This is a genomic window from Nocardia wallacei (assembly GCF_029869545.1).
Taxonomy (GTDB): Bacteria; Actinomycetota; Actinomycetes; order Mycobacteriales; family Mycobacteriaceae; genus Nocardia; species Nocardia wallacei_A.
In genome coordinates this window covers 1-16,652 of record NZ_JARWQD010000396.1, presented here as the reverse complement: position 1 = coordinate 16,652, position 16,652 = coordinate 1, and the positions used below count along the sequence as shown (strand labels likewise).

Genomic DNA, 16,652 nt, shown 5'->3' with positions numbered 1-16,652 from the left:
ACCACGGGCCGATCGTGGTGCGGCCCGCGCGAGGGGACAGAGGATATGACAGACGATCGGCAGTGGTGGGAACGACCGGCTCCGGGATACGAGCCCACCGGGCAGCCACATCCCGCCCCGCCTCCCGGGTATCACCAGCAGCAGCCGTACGAGTATCCGCCGCTGGACGCCCCGCAGGCATACGAGTACCCGGCACTGGAATCGCAACAGCCGTATCCGGGGAACTATCAGCCGATGCCGTACGGTGCGCCGCCGCCACGCCGGAACACCGGGCCGATCGTGGCGCTCGTCGTCGGCATGGTCGTGGTGGTACTGGCCGTGGCGGCCGGTCTCGTGCTGGTGAGCAAGTCCTCGCGCGACGACAAGCCCGCCGCCGCAGCGACTTCGACCGCCCGCACGACCAGCGCGGCGCGGCCCACGACCGCCACGTCGGCGCCGCCCACCACCGCCCGGCGCAGTTCGACGACCACCGCGGTCATTCCCGGCTTCCAGGGTGTCGCGGTGCCCGCGCGCGGGATCGCCTACGACGTTCCGGCGGGCTGGAAGGTCGACACCGAGACCATGATCCGCGGCTTCGAGGACGATCAGGGCAACCGGATCTCCGGCACCGGCACGACCGTCGACGGCGAGGACTACTGCGCGTCGTCCAATCGGACGATCACCTTCGTCAGCCGCTCGGACCTGCCCGATGCCGCCGCTGCCGCCACCGACGTCGGGAAGATGGCCGCCGCGTACGGCTTCAACGATCCGGCGGACGCCGCGGCCACCGCACCGGCGCCGCTGACCACCACCAGCGGGATCGCCGGTCAGCTGATCGAGACCTCGGGCACGTGGAAGGCCGACGATTCCGCCTGCACCACCAGCAAATTCACCGTCTATACCTTCGCGTTCCCCGGCCCGCAGAACCCGATGCTGGTCCTGACCATCGCCGCCGACCGCGGCGTGCCCGGGGAGGTCACCCCGGAACTGGCCCGCCAGATCTACTCCAGCGTGCGCGTGCTCTGAGCACCGCCACCCGATCCCGCCGCTCAGGAGTCGAACAGGTCCAGGGTCGGGTGGGGTTCGCGGCCGCGGACCTCGATCGAGCCGAAGACCAGATCGGGCGGCGGGACCAGGCCCAGGTGCTCCCACGCGGCGGCGGTGGCGACACGCCCGCGCGGCGTGCGGGCGACCATACCCGCGCGGACGAGGAACGGCTCGCACACCTCCTCGACGGTCGTGGACTCCTCCCCCACCGCCACGGCCAGCGTCGAAACACCCACGGGCCCACCGCCGAAACTGCGCACCAGGGCGGCCAGGACGGCGCGGTCGAGGCGGTCCAGGCCGAGGTCGTCCACGTCGTAGACGGCCAGGGCGGCATGCGCGATCTCGCGGGTGATCACGCCGTCGGCGCGTACCTCCGCGTAGTCGCGCACGCGGCGCAGCAGGCGATTGGCGATGCGGGGCGTGCCGCGCGAGCGTCCCGCGATCTCGGCGGCGGCGTCGATCTCGAGCCGGACACCCAGGATCGTGGCGGAGCGCTCCAGAATCCCTCGCAGCTCCTCGGGTTCGTAGAAATCCATGTGGCCGGTGAAGCCGAAGCGGTCGCGCAGCGGACCGGTCAGCGCGCCGGAGCGGGTGGTGGCGCCGACGAGGGTGAACGGGGCGATATCGAGCGGAATCGAGGTGGCGCCGGGGCCTTTGCCGACCACCACGTCGACGCGGAAGTCCTCCATGGCCAGATACAGCATCTCCTCGGCCGGGCGGGCCATGCGGTGGATCTCGTCGATGAACAGCACATCGCCCTCGACCAGATTGCTCAGCATGGCGGCCAGATCGCCCGCGCGTTCCAGCGCCGGACCGGAGGTGATCCGCAGGGCGGTACCGAGTTCGGCCGCGATGATCATCGCCATGCTGGTCTTGCCGAGGCCGGGCGGGCCGGACAGCAGCACGTGATCCGGTGTGCCGCCGCGCTGTTTGGCGCCGCGCAGCACCAGGGCGAGCTGTTCGCGGACCCGCGGCTGGCCGATGAAGTCGTCGAGGGACTTCGGGCGCAGGCTCGCCTCGATCTCGCCGTCGGAGCGCAGATAGCTCGCGGTGACCTGGGATTCGGTGTCGTCGTGGTCCGGCTCGGTCATGCGCTGCCCTACTTGTTCTTACCGAGCACGGCCAGCGCCGCACGCAGCGCCCTGGACGTGTCCAGATCGGGTTGCTCGGCGAGCACGCCGTCGACCGCGGGCTCGGCCTGCTTGGCCGCGAATCCGAGCCCGGTGAGCGCCTCCACCACCTGATCGCGCACCGGCGTGACGACCGGGGCGGGACCGGCGCCGGGCGGACCCGATTGCACCGGAACGAGATTCACCTTGTCCCGCAGCTCCACCACCATGCGTTCGGCGCCGCGCTTGCCGATGCCGGGGACCCGGGTGAGCGCGGCGACATTGCTCTCGGCCAGTGCCTTGCGCAGTGCCTCGGGCTCCAGCACCGCCAGCACCGCCATGGCCAGCCGCGGCCCGACGCCGGAGACGGTCTGCAGCAGGCCGAACAGCTCGCGGGCCTCGGTATCGCCGAAGCCGTACAGCGTCATCGAATCCTCGCGGACGATCATCGCCGTGTACAGCCGTGCCTCGTCGCCGCGGGTGAGGGCCGACAGCGTGGCGGGTGTGGCATTGAGGCGGTACCCGACGCCCGCGGCCTCGAGCACCACATGGTCGAGGCCGATCTCGAGCACCTCGCCGCGCACGGACGCGATCACCGGGTTACCGCCTTTCGTTGCCGGGCAAGCTTTTCCGCGTACTTGCGCTGCGCCTGCGCCGCCAGGGCCTCCGCCTTCGCCATCCGGTCCAGCATCGGCGCCCGCCAGCAGTGACAGATCGCCAGCGCCAGCGCGTCCGCGGCATCGGCCGGTTTCGGCGCCGTCTGCAAGCCTAGGATCCGGGTCACCATCGCCGTCACCTGAGCCTTGTCCGCGGAACCGTTCCCGGTGACCGCGGCCTTCACCTGGCTCGGGGTGTGGAAGGCCACCGGGATGCCGCGGCGCGCCGCCGCCAGCGCGATCACGCCCCCGGCCTGCGCGGTGCCCATCGCGGTGCGCACGTTGTGCTGGGAGAACACCCGCTCGATCGCGACCGCGACCGGCTTGTGCGTATCCATCCAGTGTTCGGCGGCGTCGGCCACGTGCATCAGCCGCTCGGCCAGATCCATCTCCGCGGGGGTGCGGACCACGTCCACATCCAGTGCCGTGACCTGCCGCCCGAGCCCGCCCTCGACAATGCTCAGACCGCACCGGGTGAGCCCGGGGTCGACACCCATCACCCGCACGACAAGCACCCCTCCACGTCCGCGAACAGTTGTTCGAAGTCTAACGGAGGGTGCGCCGCCGACCGGCCACCGACACGGCCCGGGCACCACGCACTCTCAGACCTGCATCCAGGCGGGCAGTCCGAGGAGGGTGGGGTCGGTGGCCCGGCGGGCCCACTCCGCGGCCGGGTCGGGGACCAGCTTGCGGGTGTTCAGGTCGAGCAGGCCGCTGACGTGGCGCACCGTGGCCGCGACCTCGCCGTCGCTGTGGGTGAGGGTGTGCTCGACCCGGTAGGTCTTGCCGTCGGACCAGGTCCAGGAGCAGGTGACGTCGACGCTGTCGCCGGCGCGGAGTTCGCGGTGGTAGCGGATGGTGGTTTCCAGGTTGACCGGGCCCAGGCCCGCGCGCAGCAACTCGTCCACCGAAATGCCCGCGGCCTGAACGCATTCGAAGCGTGCGTGGTCGGCGTACTGCTGGTAGGCGGCGCCGGTGACGTGCAATTGCGGATCGACGTCGCAGATCCGGACATCGATCCGGATGGAGAAGGGTTCGTACGAGTTCGCCACGCCACCACCCTCGCAGACGGCACCGACAAGTCTCGCCCGGTTTTCGCGCCGCCTGTCCCGTGGGTCAGCCGAGGTGGGTGGCGAAGGCTTCGTAGGCGTCGGCGGAGAACAGGACGAACCGGACCTCGGTGACGGCGGTGTCGGCCTCGCGCACGGTCTGGACGGCGATCCGGGCGCCGTCGTCGAGCGGCCAGCCGTAGCTGCCGGTCGAGATCGCGGGGAACGCCACCGTCCGCGCGCCGAGTTCGTCGGCCACCCGCAGCGATTGGCGATAGCAGGACTCCAGGAGCACCGAGCGGTTCTGCCGGGGCGACCAGACCGGTCCGACCGTATGGATCACCCAGCGGGCGGGCAGGTTCCCGCCGGTGGTCGCCACCGCCTGCCCGATGGGCAGGCCTCTGCCGTACCGCGAGGCGCGCAGGTCCCGGCATTCGGCCAGGATCGCCGGGCCGCCCCGGCGATGGATCGCCCCGTCCACGCCACCGCCGCCGAGCAGCGAGGAGTTCGCCGCGTTCACCACGGCGTCCGCGTCCTGTTCGGTGATGTCGCCCTGGATCAACACGATGTCGGCCATGCCGCCATTCTGCGCGATGGTGACGGGGTCGACATTGCCGCCCGGTGTGGGGTGTGACAGCTTGGAGATGAGCCCGGCAAGGGGGCTTCCGGACGAGGGTGCCGTACCCGGTGTGCGACAAGACGGCACGGTCGGAGGCTGTGATGTCGTGGCTCGTTCTGGTCCTCTCCGGCGTCCTCGAGGCGGTCTGGGCGACCGCGCTGGGCAGGTCGGAGGGATTCAGCCGCCTGGGTCCGTCGGTGATCTTCTTCGTCGCGCTGATCGCGAGCATGGCGGGCCTGGCCTTCGCGATGCGCGACCTACCCGTCGGCACGTCCTACGCGGTCTGGGTCGGCATCGGCGCGGTCCTCACCGTCGTCTTCGCCATGGTCACCGGCGAGGAACCGGTAACGGCGCTGAAGGTCGTGTTCCTCGCCATGATCGTCGGCGGCGTCACGGGCCTCAAACTCCTCCACTGACCGCGCAGCATCATTTCCGACTCAGCCCGATCAACCCAGCAGCTCGGTGAGCGTGGCGCGGGCGCCCTTGGTGTGTAGCGATTGCAGGGTGTCGGTGTAACACCGGACGAACTCCGGCTGCTCGGACAGGTCGCCGAAGACAGGATCGGTGAGGAAGGCGGTGGGTTCCGTTCGCTGGCGGCGAGCCAAGGGGGCCAGGCGATCCCGCAGGCGATCCACGACCTCGATCGGCGCGCCCTGTTCGTCGACGCCCTCGGCATACCGCGCCCAGCTCGCGACAATGGCTGTCGCGCAGCGGATCTCGCCGCCCATCGCGAGCTGGTCCCGGATCACCGGCAGCACCCACTTCGGGATGCGGTCGGAGGATTCGGCGCACAGGCGGGCGATGGTGTCGCCGATGGCAGGATTGGCGAAGCGCTCGAGCAGTGTGCGGCGATAACCCGCGAGGTCGACGCCCGGCACCGGGCGCAGCGTCGGCGTGGCCTCATCGACCATGTAGCGCACCAGGAATCGTTCGAACAGCGGATCCGCGGCGGCCTCGTCCACCATCCGGTAACCGCACAGACGACCGAAGTACGCCAGCGCCTGATGGCTCGCGTTGAGCAGCCGCAGCTTCATCGACTCGTACGGCGCCACATCGTCGACCATCTGCACGCCGACCTCCTCCAGCGCCGGGCGGCCGAGCCCGAAGGAATCCTCCAGCACCCATTGCGTGAACGGCTCGGTCAGCACCGGCCACCGATCCCGCACCCCGTAGCGTCGCGCGATCTCGGCGGACGCCTCCGCCGGTGTCGCCGGAGTGATCCGGTCCACCATGGAGTTCGGAAACCGGACGTGCCGTTGGATCCACTCCCCCAGGCTCGGATCCCGCAGCCGCGCAAAGGAACCGAACGCTCGCCGCGCCACCGTGCCGTTGCCCTCGATGTTGTCGCACGACATCACCGTGAACGGCGCGAGCCCGCGCGCTCGCCGCCGCGCCAGGCCCTCCACCACGAAACCGAACACGGTGGCGGGCCGGGCGCCCGGCACCAGGTCCGCGGCGATCCCCGGATCTTGCGCATCGAATTCGCCGGTGCCCGGGGCGATGCCGTACCCGCCCTCGGTGATCGTCAGCGAGACGATGCGCGTCGCCGGATCGGCGACCCTGTCCAGCACGGCCTCCGGATCGTCGGGGGCGTACAGGTAGTCGACGAGGGAGCCGATCATCCGGGTCTCCCAGCGGTCGGGCCGGACCACCGACAGCGTGTACTCGAAGTCCTGCGATACCAGCGCATCTCGCATGGCGCGGTCGCCCGGCAGCACACCGACCCCGCAGATCGCCCACTCGCGCGAACCCCCGCGTTCCAGCAGCCGGTCCAGATACATCGCCTGATGGGCGCGATGGAACCCGCCGACCCCGAAATGCACGATCCCGCTGGTCAATCCGGTGCGGTCGTAGCCGGGTCGCGAAAGTGTTGTCTGTGTCACATTTTCGATGGTACCGTGATCTGAGCAACAGCTCACACTGTGAGCATATGATCACTCATCGAGGAGTGCCGTGGCACCCGAGTCCTCCAGGCCGCCGCATCCGGACGATGTCCGGCTCGCGCTCCGCGCCGCGCAGCTCTACCACCTCGAGGGCGCCACGCAAGCGGAAATCGCTGCGAAGCTGGGGGTTTCGCGTCCCACCGCGGGGCGGCTCATCGCCCGGGCCCGCGCCCAGGGCCTGGTGCGCATCGAGATCTCCGTCCCCGACGAGCTGAGCGCGGCCGTCCACACCGATCTCGAGCGCGACCTCGAGGCGAGCTTCGGACTCACGGAGGCGGTCGTTCTCGGGGACGCGCCCGACGGTTCGGCCTCCGGCCTGCAGCCCCTGGCACGTGCCGCGGTCGGCGTGCTGACGCGCCGACTGCGGCCCTCGGACACGCTCGGATTCACCTGGGGCCCCGAGACGATCGCGATCGCGCGCGAACTGCGCACGCATGCCGCCCGCTGCGCCACGGTCGTCCAACTCGACGGCTCGATGACCTCCTCCGACTACCAGACCGGCGTCGACTACACCCTGGGTCGCTGCGCCGACCGGTTGCGGGCCACCGCGGTCCGGCTGCACGCCCCGCTGTACGCCGACGCGGCGACCGTCACCGCGCTGGAACAGGATTCGGTACTCGGCCGCGCCATGGCGATGGGCCGCGAGGCCCAGGTGATGATGTTCGGCGTCGGCCCGGTCTCCACCGCCACCACCCTGTTCGAGGGCAGCTATCTCGACACCGCGCTGCTCGGCGAACTGCGCGCGCTGGGCGCCGTCGGCGAGATCGGCGGCCGGTTCTTCCGCGCCGACGGCGGCGATGTCGCCGGACCGCTGGCCGCCCGCACGGTGTCGGTGAGCCTGGAGGCCGTCCGCGCCTGTCCCGCAACACTGTTGATCTCGGGCGGGCCGGACAAGCACGAGGCCGTCCTGGGCGCGCTGCGCGGGGGCCTGGCCTCGATTCTCGTCACCGACGTCGACTGCGCCCGGTGGCTGCTCGAACAGAAGGAGGGGTAGCGCCCGATGACCGACCACGGCCCCCGGCACGAACCCGGACGCATGAGAATGCTTGCCGCCGTTGCCGTCACGATCACGCTGACGCTCACCGGCTGCGCCGGCGCCGGATCGTTCACCTCCGGCGGCGGCGACACGGTGACCATCGCGATGGTATCCAACTCGCAGATGCAGGACGCCATCGCGCTGTCGGACGAATTCGAACGCGAGAATCCGGGCACCAAGCTGAAATTCGTCTCGCTGTCGGAGAACGAGGCGCGCGCCAAGATCACCGCATCGGTGGCCACCGGCGGCGGCGAATTCGATGTGGTGATGATCAGCAACTTCGAGACCCCGCAGTGGGCGGCCAACGGCTGGCTGGTCGACCTGTCCGAGCACGCGCGCCGCACGCCCGGCTACGACACCGAGGATTTCATTCCGTCGCTGCGAAAGTCGCTGTCCTACAACGGGAATATGTACTCGGTGCCGTTCTACGGCGAGTCGTCGTTCCTGATGTACCGCAAGGACCTGTTCGAGCAGGCCGGACTCACCATGCCCGCGGACCCGACGTGGGATCAGGTGGCGGGCTTCGCCGCCAAGCTCGACACGGACGGTCGGTCGGGAATCTGCCTGCGCGGCAAGCCCGGCTGGGGCGAATCGCTGGCCCCGCTGAACACCGTCATCAACACCTTCGGCGGCCGCTGGTTCGACGAGCGGTGGAATGCCCAGCTGACCAGTCCGGAAGTCGTTCGCGCCGTGCAGTTCTACGTCGACCTGGTCCGCGCACACGGCGAACCCGGCGCCTCCACCAGTGGTTTCAGCGAATGCGCGACGCAGCTGTCGCAGGGCAACACCGCCATGTGGTACGACGCCACCTCCGCGGTGTCGGTGCTCGAGGATCCGGATTCGAGCAAGGTCGTCGGCAAGATCGGCTACGCACCCGCCCCCGTGGCACGCAAACCCAACTCCGGCTGGCTGTACACCTGGTCGCTGGGAATCCCGGCCTCCAGCGACAAGCCCGACGCCGCATGGAAATTCATCTCGTGGATGACCGGCAAGCCGTACATCCGCATGGTGGGCGAGCGGCTCGGCTGGTCGCATGTGCCGCCGGGGAGCCGCCTGTCGACCTACCAGATCCCCGAATACCGCGAGACGTCGACGGCGTACGGGGAGCGCACGCTGTCGGCCATGGCGGGCGCGGATCCGGAACATCCCACGGTGCAACCGGTTCCGTACACCGGCGTGCAGTTCCTCACCATTCCCGAATTCCAGGATCTGGGCACCCGGGTGAGCCAGCAGATCAGCGCCGCGGTCGCGGGCCGGATCAGCGTCCGCGACGCGCTCGAACAAGCCCAGCAGTACGCCGACACCGTCGGCAAGTCGTATCGAGGGAATCAGTAGTCATGTCCGATACCTGGCGTCGCCGCGGGCCGCTGCTGCCCGCGCTGATCTTCCTCGTCGTGGTCACGCAGGTGCCGTTCGTGTTCACGCTGTTCTACTCGACGCAGTCGTGGAATCTGGTGCGGCCCGGCTCCCGGGAGTTCATCGGCCTGCAGAACTACGTGGATGTGTTCCGCGACAGTCAGTTCCGGCAGGTCACGCTCAATACGGTGATCATGATCGTCGGGACGGTGCTCCTGGCGGTGGTGCTCGGACTGCTGCTGGCGCTGCTGCTCGACCGCGCCTTCCTCGGCCGCGGCATCGTGCGCACCCTGCTGATCACGCCGTTCCTCGTGACACCCGTTGCGGCGGCGCTGATCTGGAAGACGACCATGCTCGATCCCGTCTTCGGCCTGATCAACTTCGTGCTGCGGCCGTTCGGGGTGGACCGGATCGACTGGGTGAGCAGGTATCCGCTGCCCGCGGTCATGGCCGACCTGGTGTGGCAGTGGACGCCGTTCATGATGCTGCTGATCCTGGCCGGGCTGCAGTCGATGCCGCGCGATGTCGTCGAGGCCGCGCGCGTCGACGGCGCCAACTCCCTGCAGATCTTCCGCGAACTCACGCTGCCGCATCTGCGCCGGTTCATCGAACTCGGCGCCGTACTGGGCGCTATATACCTGATCAACACCTTCGACGCGGTGTACATGATGACCTCGGGCGGGCCGGGCATCGCCAGCTCAAACCTGCCGTTCTACATCTATCAGCGCGCCTTCCTCGGCTTCGACATCGGCCAGGCCGCCGCCATGGGCGTGGTCACCGTCATCGCCACCACCGTTGTCGCGACGTTCGCGCTGCGACTGCTGTTCAAATCCTTCACCGGGAAAGAGGAGGCGGCGTGATGACAACCACCGCTCCCACCGTCGAAACGACTGCCGCACACCGAATTCCGGCGCGCAAGCGGCGCTGGGGCCCCGGCATGCTCTGGGGTGTGCTGGCGTGGGTGGTCGGCATCGGGATGTTCTTCCCGGTGCTGTGGATGGTGCTCACGGCGTTCAAGCAGGAGGGCGACGCCTACACCGATCCGCCGAAACTGCTGTTCACCCCCACCCTGGACCAGTTCTCCGCCGTCCTCGACAGCGGCATCGGCACGGCGCTGCTGAACTCCACCTTCGCCACCGCCATGTCCACCATTGTCGTTCTGGCCCTGGGCATTCCGGCCGCCTTCGCGTTGTCGCTGCGGCCGGTGCGCAACACCCGCGACGCGATGATGTTCTTCCTCGGCACCAAGATGCTGCCGATCGTGGCGGCCATCGTGCCGCTGTATGTGATCGTCGGCGATATCGGCCTGCTGGACAACATCTGGGCGCTGGTGGTGCTCTACACCGCCATGAACCTGCCGATCGCGGTGTGGATGATGCGGTCGTTCTTCCTGGAGGTTCCGGGTGAGCTGCTCGAGGCCGCGAGCATGGACGGCGCGAGCCTGTGGACCGCGGTGCGCGAGGTGATCCTGCCGCTGGTCTCGCCCGGGATCGCCGCGACCGCGCTGATCTGCGTCATCTTCTCCTGGAACGAATTCTTCTTCGCCGTGAACCTGACCGCCGTGCAGGCCCAGACGATGCCGGTGTTCCTCGTCGGCTTCATCACCGGCGAGGGGCTGTACTGGGCGCGGCTGTCGGCCGCGGCGGTGCTCGCCGCCCTCCCCGTCGTCCTCGCCGGATGGCTCGCGCAGAACAAGCTCGTGCGCGGCCTGTCCTTCGGCGCCATCAAGTAAGGAAAAGACCATGGCCACAATCCATTACGACCGAGCCTCGTGTGTCTACCCCGGCGCCGACACCCTCGCGGTCGACGCGCTCGACCTCGATATCGACGACGGCGAGTTCATCGTCCTGGTCGGGCCGTCCGGGTCGGGCAAGTCCACCGCGCTGCGGATGCTGGCCGGGCTGGAGGAGATCGACGCCGGATCCATTCGCATCGACGGCCGGGACATGGTCGGGGTGCCGTCGAAGGACCGCGATATCGCCATGGTGTTCCAGAACTACGCGCTGTATCCGAACAAGACCGTCGGCGAGAACATGGGTTTCGCGCTGAAGATGATGAAAGTTCCAGTCGCCGAACGCAAGAAGCGGGTCGCGGCGGCCGCCGAACTGCTCGGGCTGACGCCGTTCCTGGACCGCAAACCGGCGAAACTGTCGGGCGGGCAACGCCAGCGGGTGGCGATGGGCCGCGCCATCGTGCGGGAGCCGCGGGTGTTCTGCATGGACGAGCCGCTCAGCAATCTCGACGCCAAGCTGCGCGTGCAGACCCGCACCCAGATCGCGGCGCTGCAGCGGCGGCTGGGCACCACGACGGTGTACGTCACCCACGACCAGGTCGAGGCCATGACGATGGGCGACCGGGTGGCGGTGCTGCGCGACGGCCGCCTGCAGCAGTTCAGCACCCCGGCCGAACTCTACGACCGGCCCGCCAACGCCTTCGTCGCCGGGTTCATCGGCTCCCCGTCGATGAACCTGTGCACGGTGCCGGTCGTGACCGGCGGCGTCGACCTCGCGGGCACCACGGTGGAGCTGCCGCGTGACCGCATGACCGCGATCGCCGCGGCCGGTCTGGCCCGCGTAACGATCGGCATCCGCCCCGAACACCTCGAACTACGCCGCGACGGAACGGGTTTCGTCGTCACCGTGGAACTGGTGGAGGAACTGGGCAGCGAATCATTCGTCTACAGCCGCCTCCCCGACGCCCCAGAACCGACCCTCGACAGCGATTCACCGATCCTGGTAGCCCGCTCCCCCCACCGCACCCCGGCCCACCTCGCCGAATCGGTCACCCTCCGAGTCACCGACCCCACCGCCGTACACGTCTTCGACCCGGCAACCGGAGATCGAGTAGGCAAATAATCCCAACATTCCGGCCGCAAACCAGGCCCAACATCCCCCGCGCGCGTGCGGCGACCATGGCGGGCGAATGTTCGGCGAAGACCTAAATCCCCGGAGGCGACCACGCGGTCGCCTACCGTGGCATCCATGACCTGGATTCTGCTCGTGGTGTCGGGATTCATGGAGACCGCGTGGGCGATTGCGCTGGAGAAGTCGCACGGGTTCAGCAAACCGTTGCCGACGGTGATCTTCGTGGTCACGCTGGCCCTCAGCATGGGCGGGCTGGGGCTGGCACTGCACAAGATCCCGGTGGGGACGGGGTACGCGGTGTGGGTCGGCATCGGGGCGGTCGGGACCGCACTGGTGGGGATGGTCTGGCTCGGGGAATCCACCAGCCTGCCCCGCATCCTGTGCCTGCTGCTGATCATCGCGGGCGTCGTGGGACTAAAGCTCTTCCACTGACCGTCTCCACGTCCAGCGGACTCTCACCCGAATACGGACCTCCCGCCCGTGGTTCGCCGATGATCGGCCGACCTGAGCCCGGACTCCGGCACGAAAGTCCGCTGCCCCATGAGGTTCGAGACTGCTACTCCGCCGTAGTGGACGAATCCCCGCTGAGCGGAATGAGTTCCAGATGGTCCGCGACCGGCGCGGACCTAGCACAGCTCCCCCGTCCCGCGATCACGCTCACCCCACCCCCGTGTGCGGCAAGCCACTTCCCGCACACACACCGTAAATAACGAACCGCACCATGCGAAGACACGTGCATGGGCGACGGCCACGAGCAGGACGGGCAAGCAACGGACATACCCGCCAACCCTGCGCAACACCCGCCCGTTTTGCAATCACCCCGGCGGCGTGGCGCCCGAAGTCCCCAGCACCACCCGCAATTCGCACGCCAACTCATCCGCCTGCTGCTGCGACCACGCCAGCACCCCGTTCTCGGCCGCCAGCGCATGCAACTGTTGCTCGCGATACGGCACGCCCGGCGGCAGCGGCGCGATATGCCAGTGCAGGTGCGAATTGCCCTGCCGACTACCGAGACTCAGCACATAGGTCCGTTCGGACGCTCGCGGTGCGACTTCGGCGCCACGAGGACATGTCCGACCAGGGTGGGATACCGGCACAGGAACGCGACGTTCTCGCTGTCCTCCGCGACGATCCGCTCGAGCGTGGAGTCGTGCACACCGGCGACGATCGCGCAGATGAAGCACGGGCTCGAACGGACCCGGCGCTCGTAGTCGTCGACGTCGAAGGGTACCCGGTCCATCTCTGGGATCATGCCGCAACCGGCGAAGCGAAAGGGGTTGATGCCGCGGGCAATTCCGGGGCAGGAGCTAGTGTACGTTTGTACATGTACGTTTGCGCACTAGAGGATGGGCCGTGGGATATCTGCTTCTTGCCGGTGCGATCGTGGTCGAGGTGATCGCTACCAGTCTGATGAAGAGCACCGAGGGGTTTACTCGGTTGTGGCCGACGCTCGTGGTGCTGGCCGGGTACGCCGCGTCGTTCACGCTGCTGGCGCAGGCGCTCACGCGGGGACTGCAGATGGGCGTGGCGTATGCGGTGTGGTCGGCCGTGGGGACCGCGGCGATCGTGCTGGTGGGTGTGCTGTTTCTGCAGGAGCCGCTGTCGGTCGCCAAGGTCGTGGGCGTCGCGTTGGTGATCGCGGGGGTCGTGACCCTGAACCTGGCGGGTGCCCATTGACCCGGCCCGCGCGGCGCGCTCGCGATCCGGAGGGGCGGCGGCGCGCCATCATCGAGGCCGCGGTCCGGGTCATCGCCGAACGGGGCGTCGCCGGAGTCACGCACCGGCGGGTCGCCGAGGTGGCCGGGGTGCCGGTCGGGTCCACCACCTACTACTTCAAGGATCTCGACGAACTGATCCGGCTCGGCCTGCGGCACGCCGCGAATGTCTCGGTGCGGGCGCTGCAGCAATGGAATCAAGACCTGGCCACCACCGACGATCTGGCGGCCACGCTGGCCGGCTTCGTCGCCGAGACCGTGGCCGACGTCGATCGCCACCGCAGCCTGAACGAGCTCTACGCCGCAGCGGCACACCGCCCCGAACTTCGGCCGCTGGCCCGGCTGTGGTCCGACGGCCTGGGCGAGGTCCTGGCACCCCGGGTCGGACCCCGTGCGGCCCGCGCTATCGCCGTCTACCTGGACGGAATCCTGGTGCACGCCTTGGTCACCGACGATCCGGTCGATATCGACACCTTGACCGCGGGCGTCACGGCCATAGCCGCCCTGCGGGATTGATCGGAATCGTTGACGCCCTGGTGGTTCAGCAGCCCAACAGGTCGGCGAGTTCGAAGAAACTCGTGACTTTCAGGTCGCCGGTGGTGCTTTCGGCGAGGTCCGCCTTGCGGTGCGGGCCCTTCTCGCCGGGGCGTTCGAGGAAGGCGGTGCGCAGGCCCGCGGCGCGAGCGCCGTCGATATCCCAGATGTGCGCGGCGACCATCAGCACCCGGCCGGGATCGACGTCGAGCAGGCTCGCGGCGGTGCGGTATACCTCCGGGGCCGGTTTGTAGGAGCGCGCGAGCTCCGCGGAGATGACGCAGTCGAAGGGCAGTCCCTCGTTCTTGACCAGGCGGGTGAGCAGCGCGAACCCGCCGTTGGACAGCGCGGCCACGGTGTACCGCGCACGCAGGCGGCCCAGCCCCGCGAACGCGTCCGGCCAGGCGGGCAGCAGATGCCAGGCCCGAACCAGCCGGGCGCGCGCGGCCTCGTCCAGTGCCACGCCGTGGCGGTCGAGCAGCGTGTCCAGCGATTCCCGGTGCAGAGTGTCGAGATAGGCCCACGGCCGCTCGCCGTCTCGAACCCGTTGCATCGCAGGCAGATACATATCGCGCCACTCTTCGGCGAAGGTTCCCGCGTCGAGATCGGCACCCGCCGAACGGAATTCGGCGCCCGCCTGTTCGGCAACACCGGTGAACCAGTCCACCGTGGTGCCGAAGACGTCGCAGGCCACCACTTGCACACTGTCGCTGTCGAATTCGGTCATCGTGCGTCTCCTTCCGAATCATCCCGGCACCGCCACCCGTCCCGGACCACCGTACGTACGGTATCCGCTCGCCAGTGGCGGATGGGGTAATCCGGCACCGGAGCAGAGCGGCGACCCGCCGGGCCGACATCGTGTTCCACCGCCGGGCACTTTCTCGCGCTGCCCGGCGTTGATACTGGTAGGACAGCGAATTATCGCTATTGCGCCCCGCGGTGCGGGGCCGGTTGGGAAGGTGACGGCATGAGTCTGCTCGGAACCCTGCTCGGGTGGGTCTTGACGATCTTCCTGCTGCTGCTCATCGCCCGCCTGATCGTGGACTGGGCGGAGATGCTGGGCAACAGCCCCCGATGGTTGTGGAAGGTGCGCCGGTACACCCATTCGGCGACCGAACCCGTGATCGCGCCGGTGCGACGCGTACTGAAACCGGTACGGATCGGAAATGTCGGGCTCGACCTGGCCTTCACCGCCGTCTTCATCGTCGTCCTGATCCTGCGTTCGATCGCCTTCAGCCTGTAGATCCGCCCGGCCGATCCGGCCGGGCCGAGGGCTGGACAAACGCGTAACTAACTCGTTACGCTTTACGTGTGGACGAAGTGGCGGGCGCGATCGCCGATCCGATCCGGCGGGAGATCCTCGAGATGCTGCGCGGGACCCAGCTCACCGCGGGCGCGATCGCCGCGGAGTTCAGCATCAGCAGGCCCGCCATCAGCAGGCATCTGCGAGTGCTCCGGGAGAGCGGGCTGGTGCGGGACGAACTCGTGGGCAGGCAGCGGTACTACCGCCTGAATACCGAGCCTCTGCACGAAATCGCCTCGTGGATAGCGACATTCGACCGAGTCGATGCCTGGGAGCACCGCCTCGACGCCCTGGCGACCGAGGTCTACCGGACGCGCCGCGAACACCGCGCCGACCATCAACGTGAATCCGTTGCGCCACAACGATTCCCGACCTCCGCGCGCACCGGCGCCGCGGATCCGCACAGCACGAGGGAGAACACCGCATGACCACCCCACCCACCGGCCGCCTGACCCGCACCGCCACCGGCCGCGACCTGACACTCACCAGACCCTTCCGGGCGCCGATCGACGACGTGTGGGCCAGCGTCACCGAATCCGACCGCACCGCACGCTGGTTCGGCCCCTGGGAAGGCGAGGGCGGGCCGGGTCGCAACATCAAGATCCAGCTGGTCCTCGAGGACGGCATGCCCTGGACGGAGGCGCATATCGACGCCTGCGAACCGCCGCGGCACCTGGCCCTGACCACCATCGACGACCACGGCACCTGGCGGCTGGAACTGCACCTGTCCGAGCGGGCGGGCACGACGGAGCTGCGGCTCACCCACCACCTGGATCCGGACGCCGACGTCAGCGGTGTCGGCCCCGGCTGGGAGTACTACCTGGACGCCTTGGTGGCCGCGCGCGCGGACAACGACCTCCCGGACTTCGACGACTACTACCCGGCGATGAAGGAGTACTACGAGCAGCTCGCGGAGCAGTGATCCCGGCCAAAAGCACGCCGGGAAATAGAGAAGCGGCACGCCGGGAAATAGAGGGGCGGCACGCCGGGAAATAGAGGAGCGGCACGCCCGGAATAGAGGGGCCGTACGCCAGGAATAGAAGGGGCGGAGGCACGCCGGGAATAGAGGGCCCCGCACACCAGAAACAGACGGCGGCACGCCAGAGATAGAGGGCGCCACACACCAGAAACAGAGAGCGGCACACCAGGAATAGAGGGCGCCGCACACCAGAAATAGACGGCGGCACGCCAGAGATAGAGGGCGCGGCACGCCGGGGGTAGAGGGCGCCACGCCAGGTCTGGCGGGTGCTGCATGCCGCGAATAGGCGGCGCACGCCGGGAACAGAGGTGGTTTACGCCAAGGTTGGGAGGCTGCACTCCGGTGAGACGTGGGGGGGGGGGCCCCCGCGGGGGGGGGGGGGGGGGGGGGGCAAGGGGGGGGGGGGGGGGGGGGTTTGGTTGGGTGGGGGGGGGGGGGGGGGTGGGGTGGTGGAAAGGAGGGG

At 68.9% G+C, this 16,652-nt stretch carries 21 protein-coding genes, 1 pseudogene and 1 riboswitch; of the genes and pseudogenes, 13 read left to right on the top strand and 9 right to left on the bottom strand.

The window, feature by feature from the left end; all coding sequences use genetic code 11:
- Nucleotides 1-45: 45 nt before the first annotated feature.
- The gene (locus QH290_RS37435; protein WP_280267541.1) at nt 46-1,005 is read left to right on the top strand and encodes a DUF8017 domain-containing protein; all 960 of its coding nucleotides are present in this window, start codon (nt 46-48) and stop codon (nt 1,003-1,005) included.
- A 23-nt stretch (nt 1,006-1,028) separates the two neighbouring features.
- Here the strand turns inward: QH290_RS37435 and ruvB are convergent, their stop codons facing one another.
- The 5 genes from ruvB to QH290_RS37410 all read right to left on the bottom strand — a co-directional run bounded on the left by ruvB (nt 1,029) and on the right by QH290_RS37410 (nt 4,417).
- Nucleotides 1,029-2,117, bottom strand: a complete 1,089-nt coding sequence (gene ruvB, locus QH290_RS37430; RefSeq protein WP_280267540.1) for a Holliday junction branch migration DNA helicase RuvB — start codon at nt 2,115-2,117, stop codon at nt 1,029-1,031.
- A gap of 8 nt (nt 2,118-2,125) precedes the next feature.
- The gene (ruvA, locus tag QH290_RS37425) at nt 2,126-2,731 is read right to left on the bottom strand and encodes a Holliday junction branch migration protein RuvA (protein WP_280267539.1); all 606 of its coding nucleotides are present in this window, start codon (nt 2,729-2,731) and stop codon (nt 2,126-2,128) included.
- Complete coding sequence (ruvC, locus tag QH290_RS37420; protein WP_280267538.1) at nt 2,728-3,297, bottom strand: crossover junction endodeoxyribonuclease RuvC; 570 nt, start codon at nt 3,295-3,297, stop codon at nt 2,728-2,730. The genes ruvA and ruvC overlap by 4 nt, the downstream gene beginning before the upstream one ends.
- A 96-nt stretch (nt 3,298-3,393) precedes the next feature.
- On the bottom strand, nt 3,394-3,843 hold the full coding sequence (locus QH290_RS37415; protein ID WP_280267537.1) for an acyl-CoA thioesterase: 450 nt from the start codon (nt 3,841-3,843) through the stop codon (nt 3,394-3,396).
- A gap of 64 nt (nt 3,844-3,907) precedes the next feature.
- Nucleotides 3,908-4,417: an O-acetyl-ADP-ribose deacetylase gene (locus QH290_RS37410; RefSeq protein WP_280267536.1), complete on the bottom strand. Its 510-nt coding sequence runs from the start codon at nt 4,415-4,417 to the stop codon at nt 3,908-3,910.
- A gap of 66 nt (nt 4,418-4,483) precedes the next feature.
- A riboswitch (guanidine-III (ykkC-III) riboswitch) is annotated at nt 4,484-4,549 on the top strand.
- Between the two features lie 11 nt (nt 4,550-4,560).
- Here QH290_RS37410 and QH290_RS37405 point away from each other — a divergent pair.
- Nucleotides 4,561-4,875: a DMT family transporter gene (locus tag QH290_RS37405; RefSeq protein WP_280267535.1), complete on the top strand. Its 315-nt coding sequence runs from the start codon at nt 4,561-4,563 to the stop codon at nt 4,873-4,875.
- A 30-nt stretch (nt 4,876-4,905) separates the two neighbouring features.
- Here the strand turns inward: QH290_RS37405 and QH290_RS37400 are convergent, their stop codons facing one another.
- Entirely contained in the window at nt 4,906-6,342 is a 1,437-nt protein-coding gene (locus QH290_RS37400) for a mannitol dehydrogenase family protein (protein ID WP_280267534.1), read from the bottom strand.
- Nucleotides 6,343-6,412: 70 nt separating this feature from the next.
- Between QH290_RS37400 and QH290_RS37395 the strand changes: the two genes are divergently transcribed.
- From QH290_RS37395 to QH290_RS37370, 6 genes and pseudogenes are all read left to right on the top strand, one after another.
- Entirely contained in the window at nt 6,413-7,396 is a 984-nt protein-coding gene (locus QH290_RS37395; RefSeq protein WP_280267533.1) for a sugar-binding transcriptional regulator, read from the top strand.
- A gap of 6 nt (nt 7,397-7,402) precedes the next feature.
- Nucleotides 7,403-8,443 (top strand): annotated as a pseudogene (locus QH290_RS37390) (ABC transporter substrate-binding protein); the annotation flags it as partial.
- A 194-nt stretch (nt 8,444-8,637) separates the two neighbouring features.
- Complete coding sequence (locus QH290_RS37385) at nt 8,638-9,654, top strand: carbohydrate ABC transporter permease (RefSeq protein ID WP_425301798.1); 1,017 nt, start codon at nt 8,638-8,640, stop codon at nt 9,652-9,654.
- Complete coding sequence (locus QH290_RS37380; protein WP_280388137.1) at nt 9,654-10,526, top strand: carbohydrate ABC transporter permease; 873 nt, start codon at nt 9,654-9,656, stop codon at nt 10,524-10,526. Before QH290_RS37385 ends, QH290_RS37380 begins: the two co-directional genes overlap by 1 nt.
- A 10-nt stretch (nt 10,527-10,536) precedes the next feature.
- On the top strand, nt 10,537-11,649 hold the full coding sequence (locus QH290_RS37375; RefSeq protein ID WP_280388135.1) for an ABC transporter ATP-binding protein: 1,113 nt from the start codon (nt 10,537-10,539) through the stop codon (nt 11,647-11,649).
- Between the two features lie 126 nt (nt 11,650-11,775).
- Entirely contained in the window at nt 11,776-12,090 is a 315-nt protein-coding gene (locus tag QH290_RS37370) for a DMT family transporter (RefSeq protein WP_280267530.1), read from the top strand.
- A 383-nt stretch (nt 12,091-12,473) separates the two neighbouring features.
- On the opposite strand, the gene QH290_RS37365 is transcribed toward QH290_RS37370, so the two are convergent.
- Together QH290_RS37365 and QH290_RS37360 are read right to left on the bottom strand one after the other, a co-directional pair.
- A complete protein-coding gene (locus QH290_RS37365; protein WP_280267529.1) occupies nt 12,474-12,680 on the bottom strand; it encodes a hypothetical protein in 207 nt (68 codons plus the stop codon).
- Nucleotides 12,674-12,898 carry an HIT family protein gene (locus QH290_RS37360; protein ID WP_280388132.1) on the bottom strand — a complete coding sequence of 75 codons (225 nt, stop codon included), beginning with the start codon at nt 12,896-12,898 and terminating at the stop codon, nt 12,674-12,676. The genes QH290_RS37365 and QH290_RS37360 overlap by 7 nt, the downstream gene beginning before the upstream one ends.
- 113 nt (nt 12,899-13,011) lie before the next feature.
- On the opposite strand from QH290_RS37360, the gene QH290_RS37355 reads away from it, so the two are divergent.
- Nucleotides 13,012-13,335 carry a DMT family transporter gene (locus QH290_RS37355; protein ID WP_280267527.1) on the top strand — a complete coding sequence of 108 codons (324 nt, stop codon included), beginning with the start codon at nt 13,012-13,014 and terminating at the stop codon, nt 13,333-13,335.
- The gene (locus QH290_RS37350; RefSeq protein ID WP_280388130.1) at nt 13,332-13,889 is read left to right on the top strand and encodes a TetR/AcrR family transcriptional regulator; all 558 of its coding nucleotides are present in this window, start codon (nt 13,332-13,334) and stop codon (nt 13,887-13,889) included. The genes QH290_RS37355 and QH290_RS37350 overlap by 4 nt, the downstream gene beginning before the upstream one ends.
- Nucleotides 13,890-13,914: 25 nt before the next feature.
- Here the strand turns inward: QH290_RS37350 and QH290_RS37345 are convergent, their stop codons facing one another.
- Nucleotides 13,915-14,634 carry a haloacid dehalogenase type II gene (locus QH290_RS37345; protein ID WP_280388128.1) on the bottom strand — a complete coding sequence of 240 codons (720 nt, stop codon included), beginning with the start codon at nt 14,632-14,634 and terminating at the stop codon, nt 13,915-13,917.
- 240 nt (nt 14,635-14,874) lie between these two features.
- On the opposite strand from QH290_RS37345, the gene QH290_RS37340 reads away from it, so the two are divergent.
- The 3 genes from QH290_RS37340 (at nt 14,875) to QH290_RS37330 (ending at nt 16,132) form a co-directional block, all read left to right on the top strand.
- Nucleotides 14,875-15,150: a YggT family protein gene (locus QH290_RS37340; RefSeq protein WP_280267523.1), complete on the top strand. Its 276-nt coding sequence runs from the start codon at nt 14,875-14,877 to the stop codon at nt 15,148-15,150.
- Nucleotides 15,151-15,218: 68 nt separating this feature from the next.
- On the top strand, nt 15,219-15,638 hold the full coding sequence (locus QH290_RS37335) for a metalloregulator ArsR/SmtB family transcription factor (protein ID WP_280262878.1): 420 nt from the start codon (nt 15,219-15,221) through the stop codon (nt 15,636-15,638).
- Nucleotides 15,635-16,132: an SRPBCC family protein gene (locus QH290_RS37330; protein ID WP_280388126.1), complete on the top strand. Its 498-nt coding sequence runs from the start codon at nt 15,635-15,637 to the stop codon at nt 16,130-16,132. The genes QH290_RS37335 and QH290_RS37330 overlap by 4 nt, the downstream gene beginning before the upstream one ends.
- Nucleotides 16,133-16,652 lie beyond the last annotated feature (520 nt).